Below are 20,048 nucleotides of genomic sequence, written 5' to 3'. Positions count from 1 at the left end.
GATCGGAGCGTGGCGCCGGCGTTTTTCGCCGGCGCCACATTCGTTCTTCTACTGGCGCTTGTCCTTGGGCGGCGGCTTTGCCGCGCGCGGCGGCGGCGGTGCGCGCCGTTGCACGAAGCCGGGGCGTGGCTGCAGTGCGGGCCGTTGCATGCCGGGGCGGATGCCCGGTGCGGCCTGCTGGATTCCGGGGCGGATCTGGCCGGGTGCCGGCGGCACCGGCTGCGCCGTGCCTTGTCGCGGCACGCCTGGCTGACCCGGCTGAGCCGCCGGTTGTCCGGGCTGGCGCACGCCGCCCGGCGCCACTGTGCGACCGGGCTGCAGGCCGCCCTGACGTGCAGGCGACTGTTGTCCACCGGGCTGCGTCGCGCCGCCTTGGCGTGCAGGTTCTTGGCGCGCAGGCTGTTGTCCGGCCGGCGTCTGGACACCGGGCGCGTGCGGCAGCGTCGCGCCGCCGGGTTGGCCGGGCAGCGCGTGCTGCGCGCCGCCTTGCTGCTGCGTGCCCGGCTGCTGCGAGCCCTGCCGGCCGGGCGTGCCCGGTTGCTGCGGCTGGCCCGGACGGTTCGGCTGGCCGGGCTGCTGCTGGCCCGGACGGTTTTGCTGACCCGGCTGTTGCGGAGCGTTGCGGTTCTGGCCCGGCAGGCCGTTCTGGCGCTGAAGGTTCGGCTGCACCGGCTGGCCGCGGTTCGGATAGGGCGCGGCCGGATTGGCCCTGCGGAAGTCGGGATTGGCGCGGCGGAAGTCGCGCTGCTCGGACACCACCTGACGACCCAGCGTCTGCGCGCTGTGGACCTGGCGCACGAAGCCCTGGTCGCGCGTCATCTGCTGCGGCGAGATCGTCAGCGGCACCGCGGCGAAGCGGGCGCCGCCGCTGCCTGGACGAATCGCAAAGCCGCTCGCGCCGCGCGTCAGCACGCCGAGCGAGGCGCCGCTGCGGTCATTGACCTCGATGCGGCCGACATGCCCGTCGGCGTCGGGATAGAGCTTGATGCCGACATTGTTGCTGGTCGCGGTCGCGCCTTCGGGCACCTCGACAAGGCCGGTGGTGCCGCGGATGCCGAGTGTCGCGGTCGGCGTCGAGATCTTCATGTCGCCGGTCCTGGCGACCGCGGCGGCGACGAAGGCCGCCGTTCCCTTGCCGACGTTGAACAGCGCGCTGTTCTGCTGGCCGCCGTCCTCATAGACGTAATTGTCGATCGCGATCCTGGCGTTGGCGCGCAGGTTGAAAGTGGTGCCGTCGTTGAAGGTGATGCCGAGCGAGGAGGTCGCCGATGTCGCGACCTCGTCATTGGCAAAGATGTCGTCGCGGATCTGCAGCGGCGTCGTCGCGTTGTTGCGGATGACCGTGGCGGTGCCGGTCAGCGTCGCGACGTTGCCGATCGGCTCGGGCGCTGTGGCCTGCGGCGTCGCGGCCGGAGCAGGTGTTGCGGGCGCAGGCGTAGCGGGTGTCGCGCTCGGCGCCGGCGAAGGCGCCGGCTGTGCTTGCGCAAGCTGCATCAGGTCGGGCGCGGCATCGGCCGTTGTATGCCAACCGATCGTGGCGCCGATGCCAAGCAGAAGCGCGAAGAGGAAGGTGCGGCGCATCACCATCGATTCCCGGGAGGCACTTGGGGCTCGCAATTGAGCCGCGTCCGGCTGAATGCCGAATGAACGGTCCCGCCTTGTTGTCATGGCAGGCCGCAACGATCAAGCACCGCGCTCCCTCGCGGGAAGCACGGTGCTTGGTCGCAGTCGGGGTTTGGTTAGCCGCGCTTGTGAGGGGTGATGTTGAGTGGTTTCGCCGGCTTGGTCGCAGGCGTGTAGCTCGCGGGCTGCGGGGCCGCTGCCGGCGGCACGTAGTGGAAAACCGCCTTGCAGCCGTCGCTGAGCAGCGCACGCTGGCGGACCATGCAGGCGGTGACGCGATCGACGTCGGGGATCTCGGAGCTGCACAGCCGCATCGCGTCGCCGGTGCACATCTGCTGCTGCTCGTCGGTGTAGGCATAGGACGCCGAGGTCAACAGACCGAACGTGAACGCGGTTGCCGCCAGCAATTTGCCATGACGGAGCGCGGAAGCGGTGAAAGCCATGATGTCCCCCTTGTGGTGATCGCGCCGAAGCAGCGCGTTGCCGGGCGCATGACTACGGAGGCCCGGTTTCAGCAATTCTTCGTCAGTACCGCAAAATCGTTTCGTCGCGCGCCCGATTGTTTCGTCCACCACGCCCCGGACGGGGTACGTCGGCGGCTACGGCGTCGCCGTCGCCGGAGCTCCCTCGAGCGTGAGCACGGCCTCGCGCTGTGCCTCCGGCATGGCGCGGATGCGGCGCCTGGCGGTGAAGCGCATCGCGGCAAAGCCGCCGAGGAACACCACGATCTTGCTCACGATGCCATAGATCGGCATCACGATCGCCCATGTCGTGATCTCGCAGGTCAGCGCGACGAAGGCGTTCACGGCGGCGGAGACGAACATCAGGCCCGCCCAGGCATAGCCGACCATGACGGCGACATCGGGCACGACGGTCTGCGCGATCTTGGGTAGATAACGATTGAGCCAGCCCGGCTTCAGCATCACGACGCCGACGATCGCGTAGATGATGCTCGGCTTGAACAGCACGAAGCGCGGGTCATGGGTGAGCAGGGTCGCGGAGCCGGCGGCGACGACCAGGAACAGGCTCAGCCACTCCATGGTGTCGATCCGCTTCCCGCGCATGAGCTGGATGCCGATCTGTCCAACGCCGAACGCGATGCCGAGGCCGACCGCGAGCGCGGTGTTGTGGGTCAGCAGGAACAGAACAAGAAAGACCAGGGTCGACGCCAGGTCGAGGGCCAATAGCCTGGCCGCGTTGAGGAAGTGCTTCATCGGGCGTTGAAACTCCGCTTGCCGTGTCGCGCCGCCGCACAAGCGGTGCATGCGTCGGCACCAGTGAGGCAGATTGTGGTGCTGCAGGCCTATCGATTTCTGAAATCGAGGAGCGAATTCTCACTCCGAGCGGGCAATTTCCGCCGTATCAGCGGTTTGCGCGGCAGCCGCCTGCCGGCGAAACTCTGATGGCGTCAGCCCGGTGTCCGCCTTGAAGGCGCGGTTGAACGGCGCCAGCGACTGGAACCCGGCATCGAGCGCAATCGTCAGCACCGGCACCTCGGCCTGGCTGGTATCGGCGAGCGCCGCCTTGGCCTCGTCGAGCCGATAGCGGTTGAGGAAGGCGTTGAAATTCCGGTGGCCGAGTCCCTCATTGATCAGCGTGCGCAGCCGGTATTCCGGCATGCCGAGCCGCGCCGCCAACAGGCCGATGGTCAGCCCTTCCTGCCGGTAGGCGCGCTCGGTCGTCATCAGGTGGCTGAGGCGATTGAGCGACGCGCGGTCCTGGGGTGACGGGCCATCGGGCTCGAACGATCCGGACGCCCGGCCAGCCTGGCCGCCGGTGCCGGCCGCGGCCGGCTCGCCGACGGGCGGATCGAACAGCATCATCCAGATCGACATCAGCGCGAATGTAGCCAGGCCGAGCGCGGCGCTCAGGCTGATCGACCGCGTCGGAATTGCCGCCAGCCCTGCCGCGGCGGCGAGCACCATCTGCAGACCGACGCCGATCACCAGCGCGATCAACAGCCGGCCGCGCGCCGTCGTCACGGCGGTGCGCCAGCCCTTCGGAATTTGCGTGACCCCGAGCACGGCGAAGGCGATCGTCGCCAGCGCGAGCATGCGGCCGCACGTCTTGGCGACATCGGGCCAGATCGTCCAGCAATTGTGGCTGACAACGCCTAGGCCGGCGAGGAGCGTCCATATGGCAGCGTGCCAGGGCCGCAACACGAACTGCTCGTCGAATATCGCGCGAGCCCACAGCCAGAAGATCACCGGAGAGCCCATGGCGAAGGCGATGAACGGCGAGCTCCAGCCGAATGACGCTGCGGGAAAGAATGGTGCGGTCGAAATCGCATAGGCCGCGCCGGCCGCGCCCATCGCGGCGCCGAGGCTTGCGGTGCGATTGACCGCCGCGTAGCGCAGCAGCAGCACCGCGCAAACCACCAGGAACAGTGCGACCACTGCTCCCCGGAGACCGAGCTCAAGAGCCGTCAACGCCATCGTAAGCCGCCCGCAGGTTCAAATTCACCCTCGACAATGCTGTTCTTATAGCGCTTCAGGCGATCCGCATGAAGGGATGGGTACGAGCCGCGATAAAGCGTCAGGGCGGATGTTCAAAATCCGATGTCCGCCAGCCGGTTGCGCGGCAGCGGACACTGGAGGGATCTCGAATTGCGACGGCCTAGCTGACCCGCTTCCAGGTCTGGCCGCCGCAGAACATGCCGCCGAAGGCGCAGCCCTGCACGCGCATCGCATTCGAGCCCTTCATCGCGATCGTCGAGTCGTAGTCGCGGCCGGAGTCGGGATCGTGGATGCGGCCGCTCCATTTGCTGCCGTCGGGCTTCATGTTGATCAGGATGCGTTCGTTGGTCTTCACCGAATAGCCGCACAGATTGGCGCCGCATGCTTCGACGCGGACATTGCCCTTGTTCTCTTCGGTGACCCAGACGCCGACCGGTCCGGTTGGTGTCGGGGCGGCGGCAATGGGAGCGGGTTGCGGTGCCGGCTGTGCCGCGACCGGGGCCGGTGCAGGCGCTGAAGGCGCGACCACCGTTGCAACCGGCGCGGCCGGCACCGGCTGCGGCGCGGCGGCCTGCACCGGCGCAGGCGCGGGAGCGGGCGCAGGTGGTGGCGCTGCAGGCGGCGCCTCCGACGACGCCACATCGTCATCATCGTTTGACTTCGAGCCAAGACCCTTGAGGTTGATGTTGCCAATCGTGCCGCTATAGCCCGGCGCCGAGATGCGGATGCAGGACAGCGCGCTGCAATTGCGCGGCGCCTCGACATGGATGCGCTGGCCGTCGATCTGGAAGGTGATGCCGGAGCCGCGGGCATGGGCTGATGTGGTGGCCATCAGCAGCGCGGCGATCGCAACGAACGTCTTCATGACAGTCTCCGTGGGCGTTGGGCGGCGGGGTTCGATTGATCCGGACGCTACGCGCTGCCGGCGCCGGCTTCCGTGATCGATGTCACGTAGGGCGAGCCGCGCTCCTGACTTTGCAGCTGTCCAATTTGTAATTGAACGCCTTCGAACCGGACGCTTCGTCGCGCGCGACCGACGGAGGTCAACGCACTTCCGCAAGCGATGGAGGCAAACATGAAACGCTTGAGCCTGGTCGCGCTGCTGCTCGTCGCCGGCAGCGCCGTCGCCGCCCATGCCGGCAACGACATCTACACCAACATGCTGAAGCAGCGGCGCGGCGACAACGCGCTGCATGTCGACACCGCATTCTGCGATGCGCAGTTCGGCGCACCGCAGAACGGCACGCCGACGTCGCGGCAATACAAAAGCTGCATGCGCGCCCGCGGCTGGCGCTTCAGCCGAACCGTCCGCGAGCCGCGCCGTCGCGACGACGGCTATCCCGATCCCGACAATCCCGGTCTGGTCTGCCACGATTTCACGATCGGCGGCATCACCGGATCGAGCTGCTCGAATTTTTGAGAGGATGGCGGGGTGCCGCGCGCCCTGTCACCGTCATCCTGAGGAGCGCGCTCTTGCGCGCGTCTCGAAGGATGCACGGCCCGGCCGGTGGCCGTCGATCCTTCGAGGCTCGCTCTGCTCGCACCTCAGGATGACGGGTCGACGATGGAGGCTGTCACCAAGCGCAAAGCGCCCGGCGGGGCGACCGCCGGGCGCTGAACTCAATGCCAAGTCGAATGTCCCAGGAGCCGAATGTCCTAGAACACGCCGAGAATGATGGCGCCGACGAAGGCGAACGCGATGTACGCGGCCACAATGCTCAGCTTGCTCAGCAGAGGACTCGCGAAATCCATTGGGGGTGCTCCCTTGGTTCACAACGCTGCCCGCATTAACGCTGAAGCTAGCAATCGGTTCCTGGCCGAAAAAGTCAGCGTTGCTGTCCGGCCCGCTATTCCCAGGCAATGCCGCATTGCGGCGCCCGGATCAAAACAGCGTCGAATCAAGGCGTTGAAGCGTCCCCAAATATATTCCGGGGGCCTGTGAACCTGACAGTGCCTGGGGGGCCTTCCGGGCGGTTGCTGACCTTCGAAGGCGAGTTCTCCGACGTCACGTCGTCCTATGGCGGCAAGGGCGTCGTTCGTTACACTTGGTGATGGAGACATATCCCGGCAGCGCGCGAGTTGCTCGGCCGGGTTCCAACGTATGGTTAAGGAGCGTTGAAATCAACGCGTCGAATTGCGTTGAAGAGTCTTTAATCAAATTCGCAGAACCTCCGCGCCATGACGCGTGGAGTTCGTTTGTATCTCGTCGGCTCCCTTGTCCTTGTGTCGCTTGCTGGTTGCGGCCGCGGTCTGTTTCAGACCGCTGAGCGCGAGCCGTGGCGGGCCGAGGCTGAGGCCGCTTGCCTGAAATCCGGCGCGGTCAAGGAAAGCGCCGACCTCGTCCGCATCGATCCGATCTCCGGGCCCGGTGCCTGCGGCGCCGAGTTCCCGCTCAAGGTCGGCGCCCTCGGCGAAGCCAGTTCGGCTTACGGATTTGCCGACGACAGCCTGCGTCCGCCGGCCGCGATCGGCAACCAGCCGCGTTGGCCGATCAACCGGCAGTCCCCGCCGCCCGCGCAGGCGCCATACTCCGATCAGGCGGTCGGCCAGCCGAGCTATGGCAGCCAGCCGAACGGGCCGGTCTCGCTGTCGGCGCCCGGCGTTCCGCCGCAACAGGACGAGATCGACCTGCCGCCTGACGGCGCGCCCGACGCCAGCGGCGAGCGACCTTATTATCCGGGCCTGCCATCCAATCAGCGGCGCGACAGCGCGGCCGCGCCTTACTCGCCGGCGCCTTATTCCCAGCAGCCATCAGGCGCGCCGCCGCCACGGCTCGGTCCGTCAGGCGGCAACCCGGTGATGACGGTCGGCCCGGTCGCAGTGAAGCCGGCGGCGACGTTGGCGTGCCCGATCGTCTCGGTGCTCGAGCGCTGGCTCGCCGATTCCGTGCAGCCGGCGGCACAGCGCTGGTTCGGCGCGCGCGTCGTCGAGATCAAGCAGATCTCGGCCTATTCCTGCCGCGGCATGAACGGCAATTCGCACGCGCATATTTCCGAGCACGCGTTCGGCAATGCGCTCGATATCGCAGCCTTCACGCTCGCCGACGGCCGCCGCATCTCGGTCAAGGATGGCTGGAAGGGCCTGCCGGAAGAGCAGGGCTTCCTGCGCGACATCCAGGCCGCCGCGTGCCAGCAATTCACCACCGTGCTGGCGCCAGGCTCCAACGTCTATCACTACGACCACATCCATGTGGATCTGATGCGCCGGGCGAGCCGGCGCCTGATCTGCCAGCCGGCCGCCGTCTCCGGCGAGGAGGTCGCGGCGCGCGCCGGCGGCCGTAACCCCTATGCAACGCGCGAACCTTATGTCACAGGATCGCTCGGCGGCAGAAAGCCGGTCCCGCGGGGTAAAGCGGGGGTCAACGAAGAAGACGAATTCGCCGACGAATAGGGACGCGTCTGATACCCGTATTTTTACTGGGGATGCCGTGCAAACGGTAGCCACTATTTTCTGCGTATGCTCGCGAGCCGGGCGCACCCGGCTGGTTACTGGGGGATAGGTTTTGCAAGACGTGCCGATCATTCTCGTCATCGAAGACGATCGTGATCTTCAGATGATGGTAGAGGACGCCCTGAGGGACGGCGGCTATGAGCCGGCGATCGCAGGCTCGGGCGAGGAAGCTCTGACGCTGCTGAAGGCGTTCCGAACCAAATACAGTGCCCTGGTCACCGACATCCGCCTGCTTGGCCGGCTCGACGGCTGGCGCGTGGCGCGCGGCGCCCGCGAGATCGATCCGTCATTCCCGGTGCTCTACATCACCGGCGGCGGCGGCGACGAATGGCCCACCCGGGGCGTGGCGGACAGCGTGCTGCTGAACAAACCGTTCTCGCCCGACGAGCTGGTCGCGGCCGTGACGAAGCTGCTCAAGAACGGCGCACCGGCCTGAGCGATTGATCGTTCCCGCAACATTGGCGATGCGGACGTTGGGCGTGGCAAACGTGTCTCCTAAAGTGTCTTCGAGCGAAGTGGATACCGGTTCGCGTGAAGAAAGCGCGTCAAGGCAAGGATCTGGAGCCCCGTTCCGATTCGATCGGAACGGAAGGGGCTCCAGGCCGGCATGAATGACTTCGCACAGTCGATCACGGCGGCAGCGTCACTGATCGCCAGTCGCGATCCGGTCCTGCTCGGGATCGTCGCATTGTCGTTGCGCGTCAGCTTGCTGGCGAGCCTGCTCGCGCTTCTGATCGGCGCGCCGATCGGCGGCTGGCTTGCGATATCAAGGTTTCGCGGACGGCAGGTGGTGATCGTGCTCGCCAATGCCTGTCTCGGACTGCCGCCGGTGGTGGTCGGGCTCGGGCTATATCTCCTGCTGTCGCGTTCGGGACCGCTGGGCTTCGCCGGCCTGTTGTTCACGCCGACGGCGATGGTGGTGGCGCAGGTCATCCTGGCGACGCCGATCGTGGTCGCGCTGGTGCATCGTCCGGTCGCGCTGCTGTGGGCGGAATACGCCGACCTGATACGCACCGACGGCCTGTCCCGCCTGCGCAGCCTTGCGCTGCTGTTCTCGCTTGGCCGCGCCTCGCTTCTCACCGCGTTCCTCGCCGCCTTCGGCCGCGCCATCGCGGAGGTCGGCGCCATCATCATCGTGGGCGGCAATATCAGCGGCTACACGCGAACGATGACGACGGCGATCGCGCTGGAAACCAGCAAGGGCGAACTGGCGCTCGGTCTCGGCCTTGGTGTGATCCTGCTTGTGCTGAGCGTCAGCGTCAGCACGATCGCGTTTCTGCTAGTGCGCGGCGTTGGGGAAAAATAGCTGCTCGCCGCCGACCTTGTAGCCGGCGATGACCGACTGCCCGGCCTGCGAGACCAGCCAGTCGATGAAGGCCTGTCCGTCGGCGGCCTTTACCGTCGGATGCTTTGCCGGATTGACCAGCATCACGCCGTATTGATTGAACAGTCGCTTATCGCCTTCGGTCAGCACGGCGAGCTCGCCGCGATTCTTGAATGACAGCCAGGTGCCGCGGTCTGACAGCACATAGGCATTCGACGCCGACGCCATGTTGAGCGCCGGACCCATGCCCTGGCCGATCTCGCGATACCACTGGCCCTTCGCGGAACCGAGATCGACACCGGCATCCTTCCAGAGCCGCAACTCGGCCTCATGCGTCCCGGAGTGGTCGCCGCGCGAGATGAAGGCGGATGTCGTCGCGGCGATCTTGCGCAAGGCGTCCGCGACATCCTTGTCGCCGGCGATATGCGCCGGATCGGTCTTCGGGCCGACGATGACGAAATCGTTGTACATCACGTCATACCGTTTGGTCGCAAAGCCCTCGGCCAGGAATTTCTCCTCGGCCACGCGATCGTGCACGAACACGACATCGGCATCGCCGCGCCGTCCGATGTCGAGCGCCTGGCCGGTGCCGACCGCGACCACTTTTACGGCAATGCCCGACGCCTGCGTGAAGTGCGGCAAGAGATAGCCGAACAGGCCGGACTGCTCGGTCGATGTCGTCGAGGCAACGATGATGGTGGGCGTCTGCGCCAACGCGGGACCGGCGAACAGCAGCACGGCAGCGATGACGAGGTATCGGAGGAGGGATGTCATGCGGTCAGGATAGGATGTAGGGCCGGCGATCACCATGCGTCAATTGATCCGGTGACGCAACGCGGGCCGGATACAGCGCCGCGCGATCCCCTGTGACCTGGCGGCGCTTATACCGTGTTTACACCATAGCGGGGTATCCCACCTCGAATTCATACGTCCTCCTGTCCACATTCGGGCGAGCTCGCTAGCAGAGCGCAGTCCCTGGAGGCAAAGATGACGACCTATCGCGCCTATATCGTTGGACCGCACAGCCGATCCATCGGCGTGGTCAACTTGGATTGCAGCAACGATGACCAGGCCATCACATCGGCCAGCCGTCTTGTCGATCACCATGATGTCGAGCTGTGGCAGATGGACCGGCCGGTCGCCCGGTTCGAAGCCTGCTCAAAGCAGGTATTCCGCAAATAGTGCGACACTGCGCGGCAGACCGGGTGTCGCGCCGCGCGATCCCTGATGATAGATCTTGCGCCAGGTTCGTCATCACAGGGATATCAGGTCATGGCTTTGGAGAAGGTCGCACTCGTCACCGCAGGCGGCAGCGGCATGGGCGCGGCGGCGGCACGGCGGCTTGCCGCCGATGGCTTTCGCGTCGCGATCCTGTCGTCATCGGGCAAGGGCGAGGCGCTGGCCGGCGAACTCGGCGGCATTGGCTTCACCGGCTCCAACCGTTCGAACGATGATCTGAAGCGCACCGTCGACGGCGTGATGGCGCGCTGGGGCCGCATCGATGCCCTGGTCAACAGCGCCGGCCACGGCCCGCGTGCGGGTGTGCTGGAGCTGACTGATGAGCAGTGGCACACCGGGCTCGACGTCTATCTGATGAACGTGATCCGCCCGACGCGTCTCGTCGCACCGGTCATGCAGGCGCAAAAATCCGGCACGATCGTCAACATCTCCACCGCCTGGGCATTCGAGCCGAGCGCGATGTTTCCGACCTCGGCGGTGTTCCGCGCCGGGCTTGCCGCGTTCACAAAACTGTTCACCGACAGCTATGCGGCCGACAATGTCCGGATGAACAATGTGTTGCCGGGCTGGATCGACAGCTTACCGGCAACCGACGAGCGCCGCGACAGCGTGCCGATGAAGCGCTACGGCAAGGCGGAGGAGATTGCCGCAACCATCGCGTTTCTCGTCTCCGACGGCGCGGCCTACATCACCGGCCAGAACATCCGCGTCGATGGCGGCCTCATGCGGTCGATTTGAGGCTCAAGTGACCCAACTCGGAATACGTTCCGATGATCCGTATCGCTATCAATTCCGCCTAGTCTACTGTCGCACAATCCTCTCTGCGCGCGACGTCGCTCGCTTTCGCCACACCCGCAAGTCAGCCATGACTTTTATGGTCGCGCCGAGGACCAGTGCGCAAAGGGCCGCCTTCGACACCGTCTCCATCGTCCCCTCGACCAGCATGCCATGGACCACACTCCCTGCGACGATGACCACCGCAAGGGACATGTGAGCAATGCGCCACGTTCGCGGTCGCAGTCCCAATCGCCGACGCAGTGCCGCCAAAAGCGCGACGGCGAAGATTGCCCACATGGCGATCACACCCCACGGCGAAAACGGCGTCGGCGATGAGAAGAGAAGGGCGTCAATCATGTCCGGCGGACTGGTGATCCAAAGGCCCCCGACGTGGACCAGCACCGCCACGACCAGCGTGCCTCCGATCCAGTGATGTGCACGCCGTCCACGATAAGCCGCCAGTCCCGGCAGGTAGCCGCCAATGAGTAAAGGCTGAACGAGCACAAGTCCCAGTGCGATAATTCCTGCGAATCCGGCCAGGATGTAGATCGGACCGCGCCATGCGAGCAGCGGGCTCGCCGCTGCAGCGGCGATCGGCACGCAAACGGCGGCTCCAAGAGCGGCCCAGATCAGGGTTACCCGGGCCAATCTCATCCTTTTTGATCCCAACCCGGTCAGACCGGCTGAAGGACGAAGTGCGCCTCCAGGCTGGTATCTTTTGCGCTCCGCATGATGGGACGCAGGAAGACAGTTTTGAATTCACCGCTGTCATACGCGAGGTGACCATGCGGTTGGCCAAAGATGGGAATGATCTGTGGCATCTCGAGACGGAACGCCCCGTCCTTGTCGGTGAGCGTGGCTCCATGACTCTGCGGCTCGTGCTCCTGCCCTTCGGTCGTGTGCGCCCAAATCTGGATACGCTGCCCGGCAAGCGGAGTTCCGTCGCCAGCGCGGCGTACGGTGCCGCTCATCCAGAAGCCGCCCTTACCGATCCGGTCGACGATCGGCGCACCCTTGCGGTAGTTGTTCGATCCGCCCAACATCGAATCGGTCGGTGCGAGGCCTTCCGCGCGGGCGGGCAACAGCAGCCCGGCAACTCCTGTTACCAGGACGGAGCCGCCAGCGGCGAGGAGGTTGCGACGGTTGAACACGACGGTGGTCATGTAAATTCCTCCTGGCGACCGTGCAGTTGCTCCGCTCAGGGTACAACAACAAGCGCGAGCTGCCCAGTTGGGGGAGGCGAAGGGCGCGATCGGTCGCAGAGTTGTGAATGGGCGCCGGCCGCTCAACCCGCGCCGTTGGCGAGGCAATCCATGCGTCCGTATATGCGGTGCGGCGGAACGCTGCGGTTCGCTCGCAAAAGCGGGATGCGGCGTCGACCTTCACTCATGTGCTTAGACCCGAGTGCGTGGGCCCGAGCAACACCACTTGCGTCTACGCGCTGCGCGTTTCGCTTCAGGCCGCGCGCGTCACAATTGCGGCGACCTCTGATTGCGTTTGTCGTGATGACAAACTGAAAGCGCAGGGCTAGCCTTCCGTCAAATCAAAACATACGGGAGGAATGGCATGCCAGACGCAGCAGTTGCAGCACGCGCTTCGGACTCCACGCACAGCGGAACCACGCAGCAAGTCGACGTCGCGGTCGTCGGCGCCGGTTTCGCCGGTCTTTATCTGCTGCATCGGCTGCGCAAGGCGGGCTTCTCGGCGGTTGCGCTCGAAGAGGGCGCCGACGTCGGCGGCACCTGGTACTGGAACCGGTATCCCGGCGCGCGCTGCGATATCCAGACCATCGACTACAGCTACACCTTCGACCCCGAGCTCGATCAGGCCTGGACCTGGTCGGAGAAATACGCGACCCAGCCGGAAATCCTGCGCTATCTCGGCTTCGTCGCCGACCGCTACGATCTGCGCCGCGATATCCGCTTCGGCACCAAGGTGACGCAGGCGACCTGGAATGATGCGACCGCGCGCTGGCAGATCTCGACCAACAACGGCGCCAATGTCTCGTGCCGCTACTACATCATGGCGACCGGCTGCCTGTCGGCGCCGAAGCCGCCCGAGATCGACGGCGTCAAGGATTTCAAGGGCCAGATCTATTTCACCGGCCGCTGGCCGCATCAGGGCGTCGATCTCAAGGGCAAGCGCGTTGCCGTGATCGGCACCGGATCATCGGGCATACAATCGATTCCGTTGATCGCCGAACAGGCCGCGCAACTCACCGTATTCCAGCGCACGCCGAACTTCGCGTTGCCTGCCGGCAACGGTCCGGCGCCGGAGGATCGCAAGACGTACTTTGAGGGCGACCGTGCGGCCTATCGCGAGCAGGCGCGCTGGTCGATGGCCGGTGTGCCGTATCCGCAGCAGACCGTGGTGAGCTGGCAATTGAGCGACGCCGAACGCCGCGAGCGGTTCGAGAAGGCGTGGGCTGCGGGCGACCTCGTTCATATCCTGACCCAGCTGTGGGCCGACCAGGCGGTCGATGTCGACGGCAACAGGCTGGTCGCGGACCTGATCCGCGAGAAGATCGGCGCCGTGGTCAAGGATCCGGAGATCGCCGCGGCGCTCGCCCCGCACGATCATCCGTTCGGCGCCAAGCGTCCCTGCCTCGATACCAATTACTATGCGACCTACAACCGTCCGAACGTGACGCTGGTCAATCTGCGGCAGGAGCCGATCAAGGCGATCACGGCCAACGGCATCGCGACCGACAGGCGCAGCTTCGATGTCGACGTCATCGTGTTCGCGACCGGCTTCGACGCCATGACCGGCGCGATCATGGCGGTGCATCCGATCTCCGGCCGCGGCGGCAAGTCGCTGTCGGATGTCTGGGCGCACGGACCGCAGACCTATCTCGGCGTCACCGTCGCGGGCTTCCCCAATCTGTTCATGATCACCGGCCCCGGCAGCCCGTCGGTGCTGTCGAACATGGCGGTGTCGATCGAGCAGCATGTCGACTGGGTGGTCGAGCGGATCGCCGCGCTGCGCGACGACGGCTTCACCACGATGGAGGCGACCGAGAACGCGCAGACCGGCTGGGAGCGGCACATGGCCGACTGCGCGACGCTGACGCTGCACCGGCTCGCCAACACCTGGTACACGGGCGCCAACGTCCCCGGCAAGCCGCAGGGCGTGATGCCTTATACCGGCGGCGTCGGTCCGTATCGCAGCATCTGCAACGAGGTGGTCGGCCGCGGCATGCTCGGCTTCAAGCTGTCAGGTCCCGGCGTTGCCGAACAGTGCAATGACGGCGAGGTGGTGCGGCTGCAGCCGGACGTGCGGCTGGTGCTCGGCATGCTCGGCGAGATGAACCTGCCGCCGATCGAGACCATGGGTGCGCAGGGCGCGCGCGACTTCCTGACCGAGTTCAACAAGGGCCGTCCTGCCGGCCGTCCCGTTGGCGAGGTTGGCACCGGCATGCTGCAGGGCGCCGACGGTCCGCTGCCCTACAAGCTCTATCGGCCGGCGACGCCGGGGCCGCATCCGATCGTGGTCTATTTCCACGGTGGCGGCTGGGTGCTCGGCGACGAGCTGTCGGACGATCCGTTCTGCCGCGATCTGTGCCGGCGCACCGGCATGATCATCGTCAGCGTCGGTTATCGCCATGCGCCCGAGCATCGCTTCCCGGCGGCGGCCGAGGACGGCTATGCGGCAACGCGCTGGATCGCCGCCCACACCGCCGAACTTGGCGGCCGGGCAGGGCCCGTGCTGGTCGCTGGCTGGAGCGCCGGCGGCAACATCGCGGCCGTCACCTGCCAGCTCGCACGCGATCGCGGCGGGCCCGAGATCGCGGGCCAGCTCCTGATCTGTCCGGTCACCGACTCCTCCTTCGACCGGCAGTCCTATGTCGACAACGCGGCCGGCTACTTCCTGACCCGCGGGCTGATGCACTGGTTCTGGGACCTGTACTGCTCGCCCGCCGACCGCACTGATCCGCGCGTCGCGCCGTTGCGCGGCAAGCTCGACGGCCTGCCGCCGGCGTTCATCGCGACCGCCGAGTTCGATCCGCTGCGTGACGAGGGCGTTGCCTATGGCGACGCGCTCGCCAAGGCCGGCGTCAAGGTCGAGCAGCTCAAGGGCAGTGGTCACTTCCACTCGTCCTTCGTGATGGTCGACGTCATCATCACCGGCGTCAGCGGCCGCGCGAAGATGGCGCAGGCGCTGCGCCGCTTCGCCGGACTGTCCGAACAGATCGAGCAGGGCAGTACCGCGCCGCAGATCAACGCGGCGGCGAACTAGACTGGGAGTCTTGCGGCGCTTCGGTTCTCAACCAGGACCGAAGCGCTAACCTAGCTCGAACGTCGTGACGCCGAACACGCGATCGATCCGCAAGGGCGGGATCGCGCCGGTATACATTCGCGCGGTCTCAAACACCGGCGAGAGCCCGAGGCCTTCCGCCAATGCGACTGCGTCGCGGTTGACGGCGGGGACATCGAGGAAGATCTCGCCACTGCCGGCACTTGCAAGCAATGCCGACAGGATGGTCTCGGCGCCAGCGCGGTCATCGGCGACAAGCGGACCGATCTTGCGGCCGGTGCGGCACGGGCGGATCACGCCCCAGCCGGCCAGCCTGCCGTCGCGCAACAGCGCGCGCCCGAGATGCCCTGATGTATTGATCCAGGCGCGCAGGAAGGCCGGACGCGGCGCCGGAAAGACCGTGGCGTCATCGGCCTCGATCAGCGCCGCCGGCACATCGCACAGCGCGACGAGGTCAGCGTTCGGCGCGGATGGTGCTGCGACCGTGCCGCCATAGCGCACATTGGCGTAAGCGAGCACGAAGCCGGATTTTTGGTAGTTCGCCTGCTGCGCCACCACGCCGTCGAGCCCGATCACGCGTGGATGCGCATGCGCGATGGCCGCATTCCATATCTTCAGGCCATGGCCGCGGCCGCGCAGGTCCGGACGCACGATGTAGAAGCCGAGGAACGCAAACTGCGCGCCGTAATTGACGCAGGAGACCACCGCGGCCGGCCGCCCGTCGAACTCGCCGATGAAAAATCCGTGCGGGTCCTCGGCGGCAAAGCACGCGGCATCGGCGAGACCGGGATTCCATCCTTCTGCCGCGGCCCAATCCACCGCGAGCGTGATCTCGTCTGGCCGCATATGCCGGATGCTGAGGTCGTTCATGGATGGCCATCCTCGAATTGGCGCCGCAACGGCCATGGTAGCGCGCTAATGTCTCCCCGTCATTGCGAGCGAAGCGAAGCAATCCATCGCGCCGCGAGGATGAAGAGTGGATTGCTTTGTCGCTGACGCTCCTCGCAATGACGGTGCGAGATCAGTTCGCCTGCTTCGGCCGGTACGCCGCGAAGAACACCCGCGTTGCACTGTCGACGACAACAGTGATCCGCTCCGGCGAGGGCGACGGATTGGCCTGGAAGATGAACGCCTGGAACAGCGTCGCCTGGCACATCTGCATGAACTGCCAGGCCGCGAGCTGATAATCATCGATCACGAGCTCGCCGAGCGCGGCGCGCGCCTCGAGATAGGCGGCGAAGCGGTCGACGGTGTGGGCGATCACGTGGGTGTAGAACCGGCTGCCGAGCTCGGGCATCCGCTCGGCGATCGCCATCACGGTGCGGATCGCCGAACCGCCGCCGGGCCGGCACAGCACCGCGACATAGGCGCGGCCGAATTCGGGGAGGGTGGTGTCGACGTCGCGCGTGGGGTCGAAATTGAAGGCGACCTTGCCCTGCTCGAGCTTTTCCTCCTCGACGATCGCCGCGAACAGCCCGGCCTTGTCGGGGAAATAGACATAGAGCGTGCCCTTGGAGACGGCAGCGGCGCGGGCGATCTCGCCCATGCTGGCGCCGTCAAAACCGAGCTCCAGGAACACCTTGCGGGCGCCGTCCAGGATCTGGCGTCGTTTTGACGGCTCCTCCTCGCCGACTGGCTGGAGGGAGACTCGGGGGGCTGCAACCATTGATTTAGCTTCTCGCCAAAGAACTCAACCCGGAATGCGCAAGGTTGAGAATCGAAGCGTTATAATCCCTGCCGAGGGAATATAGATTGACCGAACGGTTCGGTCAATGCTATTGGTGGGAGTGACGATGAGCCGCACGGCCCTTATTCCGCCATCGCGGGCATCGAGACTTTTTTGGGGAGCCTCGGCTATGGCCGCAGCACGAGATCAGGCTGCACGCATTGTTCGTTCCGGGCCTGAGATGGCCGAGGACGCGAAGGCGCGCGATGCATCCGCCGATCTCGGCGAGCAAGCCAGAACTGACGAAACCAAAAGGGCCGACGAAGCCAGGCGTGACGAATCCAAGCGTCCCGCCGAGGCGCCACCCGCTTCTGCGCCCGAGCAGCCGGCGGCTTCGCCCGCTGCTTCTGCGCCGCCGAAATCCGGCAAGCGCAAATTCGTGATGATGGGCGTGGTCGGCCTGCTCGCGATCGCGGCCGCAAGCTATGCCGCCTATTACCTGATGGTCGGACGCTTCTACGTCTCGACCGACGATGCCTATGTCCGCGCCAACAACACCATGCTCGGCGCGCGCGTTGCGGGCCATATCGCGGCGATCCTGCCCGGCGACAATGCGCTGGTGCGCGCCGGCGATGTGATCTTCCGGATCGACGACGGCGACTATCGCATCGCGGCCGATGCCGCGCGCACCCGGATCGCGACCCAGCAGGCGACGATCGAGCGCTTCGGCCGCCAAGTTGCGGCAGCCGAGAGCACGGTCGAGCAGGCGCAGGCCCAGCTGGTGTCCGCCCAGGCCGGCCTGAAGCGTGCCGATCTCGATTTCGATCGCCAGCAGGCGCTGAGCACCAAGGGCTTTGCCTCGCGCGCCACTTTCGAGGTCTCGGAAGCCGGCCGTGATCAGGGTGCCGCCGCCGTGCGCTCGGCGCAGGCCGCCTTCGATGCCGCAAAGAGCAATGTCGATGTGACCAGGGCGCAGCAGGCTGAGTCCCGCGCCCAGCTTGCCGAATTGCAGACCCAGCTCGCCAAGGCCGAGCGCGATCTCGATTTCACTCAGGTCCGCGCGCCGGTCGACGGCACCTTCTCCAACCGCCTGGTCAATACCGGCGACTACATCAATGTCGGCCAGCGGCTCGGCAATGTGGTGCCGCTCGACGGCGTCTTCATCGACGCGAACTATAAAGAGACCCAACTCAAGCGCATCCGTCCCGGCCAGCGGGTGACGATCAAGGTCGACGCCTACGGCTTCCGCAAATTCACCGGCATCGTCGACAGCATCTCGCCGGCGGCAGGCTCGGTGTTCACCCTGCTGCCGCCCGACAACGCCACCGGCAATTTCACCAAGATCGTGCAGCGCCTGCCGGTCCGCATCCGCGTGCCGAACAGCGTCGCCAAGCAGGGCATGCTGCGCGCCGGCATGTCGGTCTACACCACCGTCGACACCAGGGAGGGCGCGGCCGACGCCGACGCCGATACCGATCTCGACGCGTCGATGATGATCCATCCGCAGTGATGCCTTGAAGCTTCGGACCTGAGGGTTCGAAGCGCGGAGCTTGATAAGCCCATGGCCGACGCGACCACTGCTTCCCCCTCGATGATGGCCGGCGCCTCGGAGTCCGAGCGCCTCCAGCCGAAACGGGTGGTTGCGTTCATCATCATGGTGTTCGGCATGTTCATGTCGATCCTGGACATCCAGATCGTCTCGGCGTCGCTCACCGAGATCCAGGCCGGCCTGTCGGCGTCTTCGACCGAAGTGTCGTGGGTGCAGACCGCGTATCTGATCGCCGAGGTGATCGCGATCCCGCTGTCCGGCTTCCTGTCGCGCGCGCTTGGCACCCGGCTCTTGTTCGCGATCTCGGCGTTCGGCTTCACCGTGTCCAGCCTGTTGTGCGGCTTCGCCTCCACGATCGAGCAGATGATCCTGTGGCGCGCGCTGCAGGGCTTTCTCGGCGCCGGCATGATCCCGACGGTGTTCGCCTCGGCCTACACCATCTTCCCGCGCTCCAAGTTCTACATCGTGGCGCCGATCATCGGGCTGGTCGCGACCCTGGCGCCGACCGTCGGGCCAACGGTCGGCGGCTTCATCACCGATCTGATGTCGTGGCACTGGCTGTTCTTCATCAACATCGTGCCCGGCATCATCATCACGATAGGTGTGCTGGCGCTGGTCGATTTCGACCAGCCGAACTTCGCGCTGCTCGAGCGTTTCGACTGGTGGGGCCTGATCTTCATGGGCGGCTTCCTCGGCTCGCTCGAATATGTGCTGGAGGAAGGTCCGCAATATGAATGGCTGCAGGACACCTCGGTGGCGATCTGCGCCGCGATCTGCTTCGTGTCGGCGATCGCCTTCTTCTGGCGGGTGTTGACCGTGGAGGAGCCGATCGTCGATCTCTATGCCTTCTCCAACCGCAACTTCGCGGTCGGCTGCGTGCTGCAGTTCTGCATCGGCATCGGGCTCTACGGCCTGACTTACGTCTATCCGCGCTATCTCGCGGAGGTCCGCGGCTACAGTGCGCTGATGATCGGCGAGACCATGTTCGTCTCCGGCATCACCATGTTCTTCATGGCGCCGGTGGTCGGCCGTCTGATGCAGAAGGTCGATTTGCGCTACATCATCGCCTTCGGCCTCGTCACCTTCGCGCTCGGCTCCTGGCAGATGACCTGGATCACGCGCGAGTACGATTTCTACGAGCTGCTGGTGCCGCAGATCCTGCGCGGCATCGGCATGATGTGCGCGATGGTGCCGACCAACAACATCGCGCTCGCCACGCTCGAGCCCGACCGCGTCAAGAACGCCTCCGGCCTGTTCAACTTGATGCGCAATCTCGGCGGCGCGGTCGGGCTCGCCTTGATCAACGAAGCGCTCAACCACCGCACCGATCTGCACATCTCGCGGCTGCAGGACCGCGTGACCTGGGGCAACACGACCGCGGTCGAGACCCTCAACAATTTCACCCAGCGCCTGCAGGGCATGGGCGATTCGACCATGATGGCGGTGAAGCAGCTCTCGCAGATCGTGCACCGCCAGGCCCAGGTGATGAGCTACGGCGACGCCTTCTTCATGCTGTCGCTGTTCTACGTCGGCCTCAGCCTGCTGGTGCTGTTCGTCAACAAGCCGCCGCCGATGACCGACGTAGGCGGCGACGCGCATTGAGAGCATCGGTATCGCGCGTCGTGTGCACCCGTTGGCGTGCAGAGCGTTGCATCGCCGACACAGTGCCGCACTCACGCGCTTGTCATCTTGCCAATCGCGCCTGATGCA

The 20,048-nt window shown here is 65.8% G+C and carries 19 protein-coding genes; 9 read left to right on the top strand and 10 right to left on the bottom strand.

Going from position 1 to position 20,048, the window contains the following annotated elements:
• Positions 1-48 precede the first annotated feature (48 nt).
• From K359_RS0108390 to K359_RS0108370, 5 genes are all read right to left on the bottom strand, one after another.
• Complete coding sequence (locus K359_RS0108390; protein WP_371261139.1) at positions 49-1,581, bottom strand: FecR domain-containing protein; 1,533 nt, start codon at positions 1,579-1,581, stop codon at positions 49-51.
• A gap of 158 nt (positions 1,582-1,739) precedes the next feature.
• Positions 1,740-2,066, bottom strand: a complete 327-nt coding sequence (locus tag K359_RS57165; protein ID WP_245284544.1) for a hypothetical protein — start codon at positions 2,064-2,066, stop codon at positions 1,740-1,742.
• A gap of 156 nt (positions 2,067-2,222) precedes the next feature.
• Entirely contained in the window at positions 2,223-2,837 is a 615-nt protein-coding gene (locus tag K359_RS0108380) for an inner membrane-spanning protein YciB (RefSeq protein ID WP_029078945.1), read from the bottom strand.
• Between the two features lie 120 nt (positions 2,838-2,957).
• On the bottom strand, positions 2,958-4,058 hold the full coding sequence (locus tag K359_RS0108375) for a helix-turn-helix domain-containing protein (protein ID WP_029078944.1): 1,101 nt from the start codon (positions 4,056-4,058) through the stop codon (positions 2,958-2,960).
• 181 nt (positions 4,059-4,239) lie between these two features.
• Positions 4,240-4,944, bottom strand: a complete 705-nt coding sequence (locus tag K359_RS0108370; RefSeq protein ID WP_029078943.1) for a DUF2147 domain-containing protein — start codon at positions 4,942-4,944, stop codon at positions 4,240-4,242.
• Between the two features lie 210 nt (positions 4,945-5,154).
• Here K359_RS0108370 and K359_RS0108365 point away from each other — a divergent pair, with 210 nt between their 5' ends.
• From K359_RS0108365 to K359_RS0108345, 4 genes are all read left to right on the top strand, one after another.
• Positions 5,155-5,499, top strand: a complete 345-nt coding sequence (locus K359_RS0108365; RefSeq protein WP_156928412.1) for a hypothetical protein — start codon at positions 5,155-5,157, stop codon at positions 5,497-5,499.
• Positions 5,500-6,257: 758 nt separating this feature from the next.
• Positions 6,258-7,469, top strand: a complete 1,212-nt coding sequence (locus tag K359_RS0108355; protein WP_029078941.1) for an extensin family protein — start codon at positions 6,258-6,260, stop codon at positions 7,467-7,469.
• Between the two features lie 112 nt (positions 7,470-7,581).
• On the top strand, positions 7,582-7,965 hold the full coding sequence (locus K359_RS0108350; RefSeq protein ID WP_029078940.1) for a response regulator: 384 nt from the start codon (positions 7,582-7,584) through the stop codon (positions 7,963-7,965).
• A 171-nt stretch (positions 7,966-8,136) separates the two neighbouring features.
• Positions 8,137-8,835 (top strand): ABC transporter permease, encoded by a 699-nt coding sequence (locus K359_RS0108345; RefSeq protein ID WP_029078939.1) that lies wholly within the window; start codon positions 8,137-8,139, stop codon positions 8,833-8,835.
• Here K359_RS0108345 and K359_RS0108340 read toward each other — a convergent pair.
• Positions 8,809-9,627 carry an extracellular solute-binding protein gene (locus tag K359_RS0108340; RefSeq protein WP_029078938.1) on the bottom strand — a complete coding sequence of 273 codons (819 nt, stop codon included), beginning with the start codon at positions 9,625-9,627 and terminating at the stop codon, positions 8,809-8,811. The genes K359_RS0108345 and K359_RS0108340 overlap by 27 nt on opposite strands.
• 213 nt (positions 9,628-9,840) lie before the next feature.
• On the opposite strand from K359_RS0108340, the gene K359_RS0108335 reads away from it, so the two are divergent.
• Together K359_RS0108335 and K359_RS0108330 are read left to right on the top strand one after the other, a co-directional pair.
• Positions 9,841-10,035, top strand: coding sequence for a hypothetical protein (locus K359_RS0108335; protein ID WP_029078937.1), 195 nt, complete (start codon positions 9,841-9,843; stop codon positions 10,033-10,035).
• 90 nt (positions 10,036-10,125) lie between these two features.
• On the top strand, positions 10,126-10,830 hold the full coding sequence (locus K359_RS0108330; RefSeq protein ID WP_029078936.1) for an SDR family oxidoreductase: 705 nt from the start codon (positions 10,126-10,128) through the stop codon (positions 10,828-10,830).
• A gap of 63 nt (positions 10,831-10,893) precedes the next feature.
• Here the strand turns inward: K359_RS0108330 and K359_RS0108325 are convergent, their stop codons facing one another.
• Both K359_RS0108325 and K359_RS0108320 read right to left on the bottom strand, forming a co-directional pair.
• A complete protein-coding gene (locus K359_RS0108325; protein ID WP_029078935.1) occupies positions 10,894-11,523 on the bottom strand; it encodes a ferric reductase-like transmembrane domain-containing protein in 630 nt (209 codons plus the stop codon).
• Between the two features lie 20 nt (positions 11,524-11,543).
• The gene (locus K359_RS0108320; protein WP_029078934.1) at positions 11,544-12,032 is read right to left on the bottom strand and encodes a twin-arginine translocation pathway signal; all 489 of its coding nucleotides are present in this window, start codon (positions 12,030-12,032) and stop codon (positions 11,544-11,546) included.
• A gap of 403 nt (positions 12,033-12,435) precedes the next feature.
• Here K359_RS0108320 and K359_RS0108315 point away from each other — a divergent pair, with 403 nt between their 5' ends.
• Complete coding sequence (locus K359_RS0108315) at positions 12,436-15,105, top strand: alpha/beta hydrolase fold domain-containing protein (RefSeq protein WP_029078933.1); 2,670 nt, start codon at positions 12,436-12,438, stop codon at positions 15,103-15,105.
• A 45-nt stretch (positions 15,106-15,150) separates the two neighbouring features.
• On the opposite strand, the gene K359_RS0108310 is transcribed toward K359_RS0108315, so the two are convergent.
• Positions 15,151-15,993 (bottom strand): GNAT family N-acetyltransferase, encoded by an 843-nt coding sequence (locus tag K359_RS0108310; RefSeq protein ID WP_029078932.1) that lies wholly within the window; start codon positions 15,991-15,993, stop codon positions 15,151-15,153.
• A gap of 151 nt (positions 15,994-16,144) precedes the next feature.
• Positions 16,145-16,789, bottom strand: coding sequence for a TetR/AcrR family transcriptional regulator (locus K359_RS0108305; protein WP_029078931.1), 645 nt, complete (start codon positions 16,787-16,789; stop codon positions 16,145-16,147).
• 190 nt (positions 16,790-16,979) lie between these two features.
• On the opposite strand from K359_RS0108305, the gene K359_RS0108300 reads away from it, so the two are divergent.
• The gene (locus K359_RS0108300; RefSeq protein ID WP_029078930.1) at positions 16,980-18,299 is read left to right on the top strand and encodes an HlyD family secretion protein; all 1,320 of its coding nucleotides are present in this window, start codon (positions 16,980-16,982) and stop codon (positions 18,297-18,299) included.
• Between the two features lie 51 nt (positions 18,300-18,350).
• On the top strand, positions 18,351-19,940 hold the full coding sequence (locus tag K359_RS0108295; RefSeq protein ID WP_029078929.1) for a DHA2 family efflux MFS transporter permease subunit: 1,590 nt from the start codon (positions 18,351-18,353) through the stop codon (positions 19,938-19,940).
• The last annotated feature ends 108 nt before the right edge of the window (positions 19,941-20,048 follow it).

Source organism: Bradyrhizobium sp. th-b2, from assembly GCF_000426785.1.
In the GTDB taxonomy this organism is placed as follows: domain Bacteria; phylum Pseudomonadota; class Alphaproteobacteria; order Rhizobiales; family Xanthobacteraceae; genus Bradyrhizobium; species Bradyrhizobium septentrionale.
Note: the sequence above shows the minus strand (reverse complement) of the source record. Positions and strands in the feature narration are given on the sequence as shown.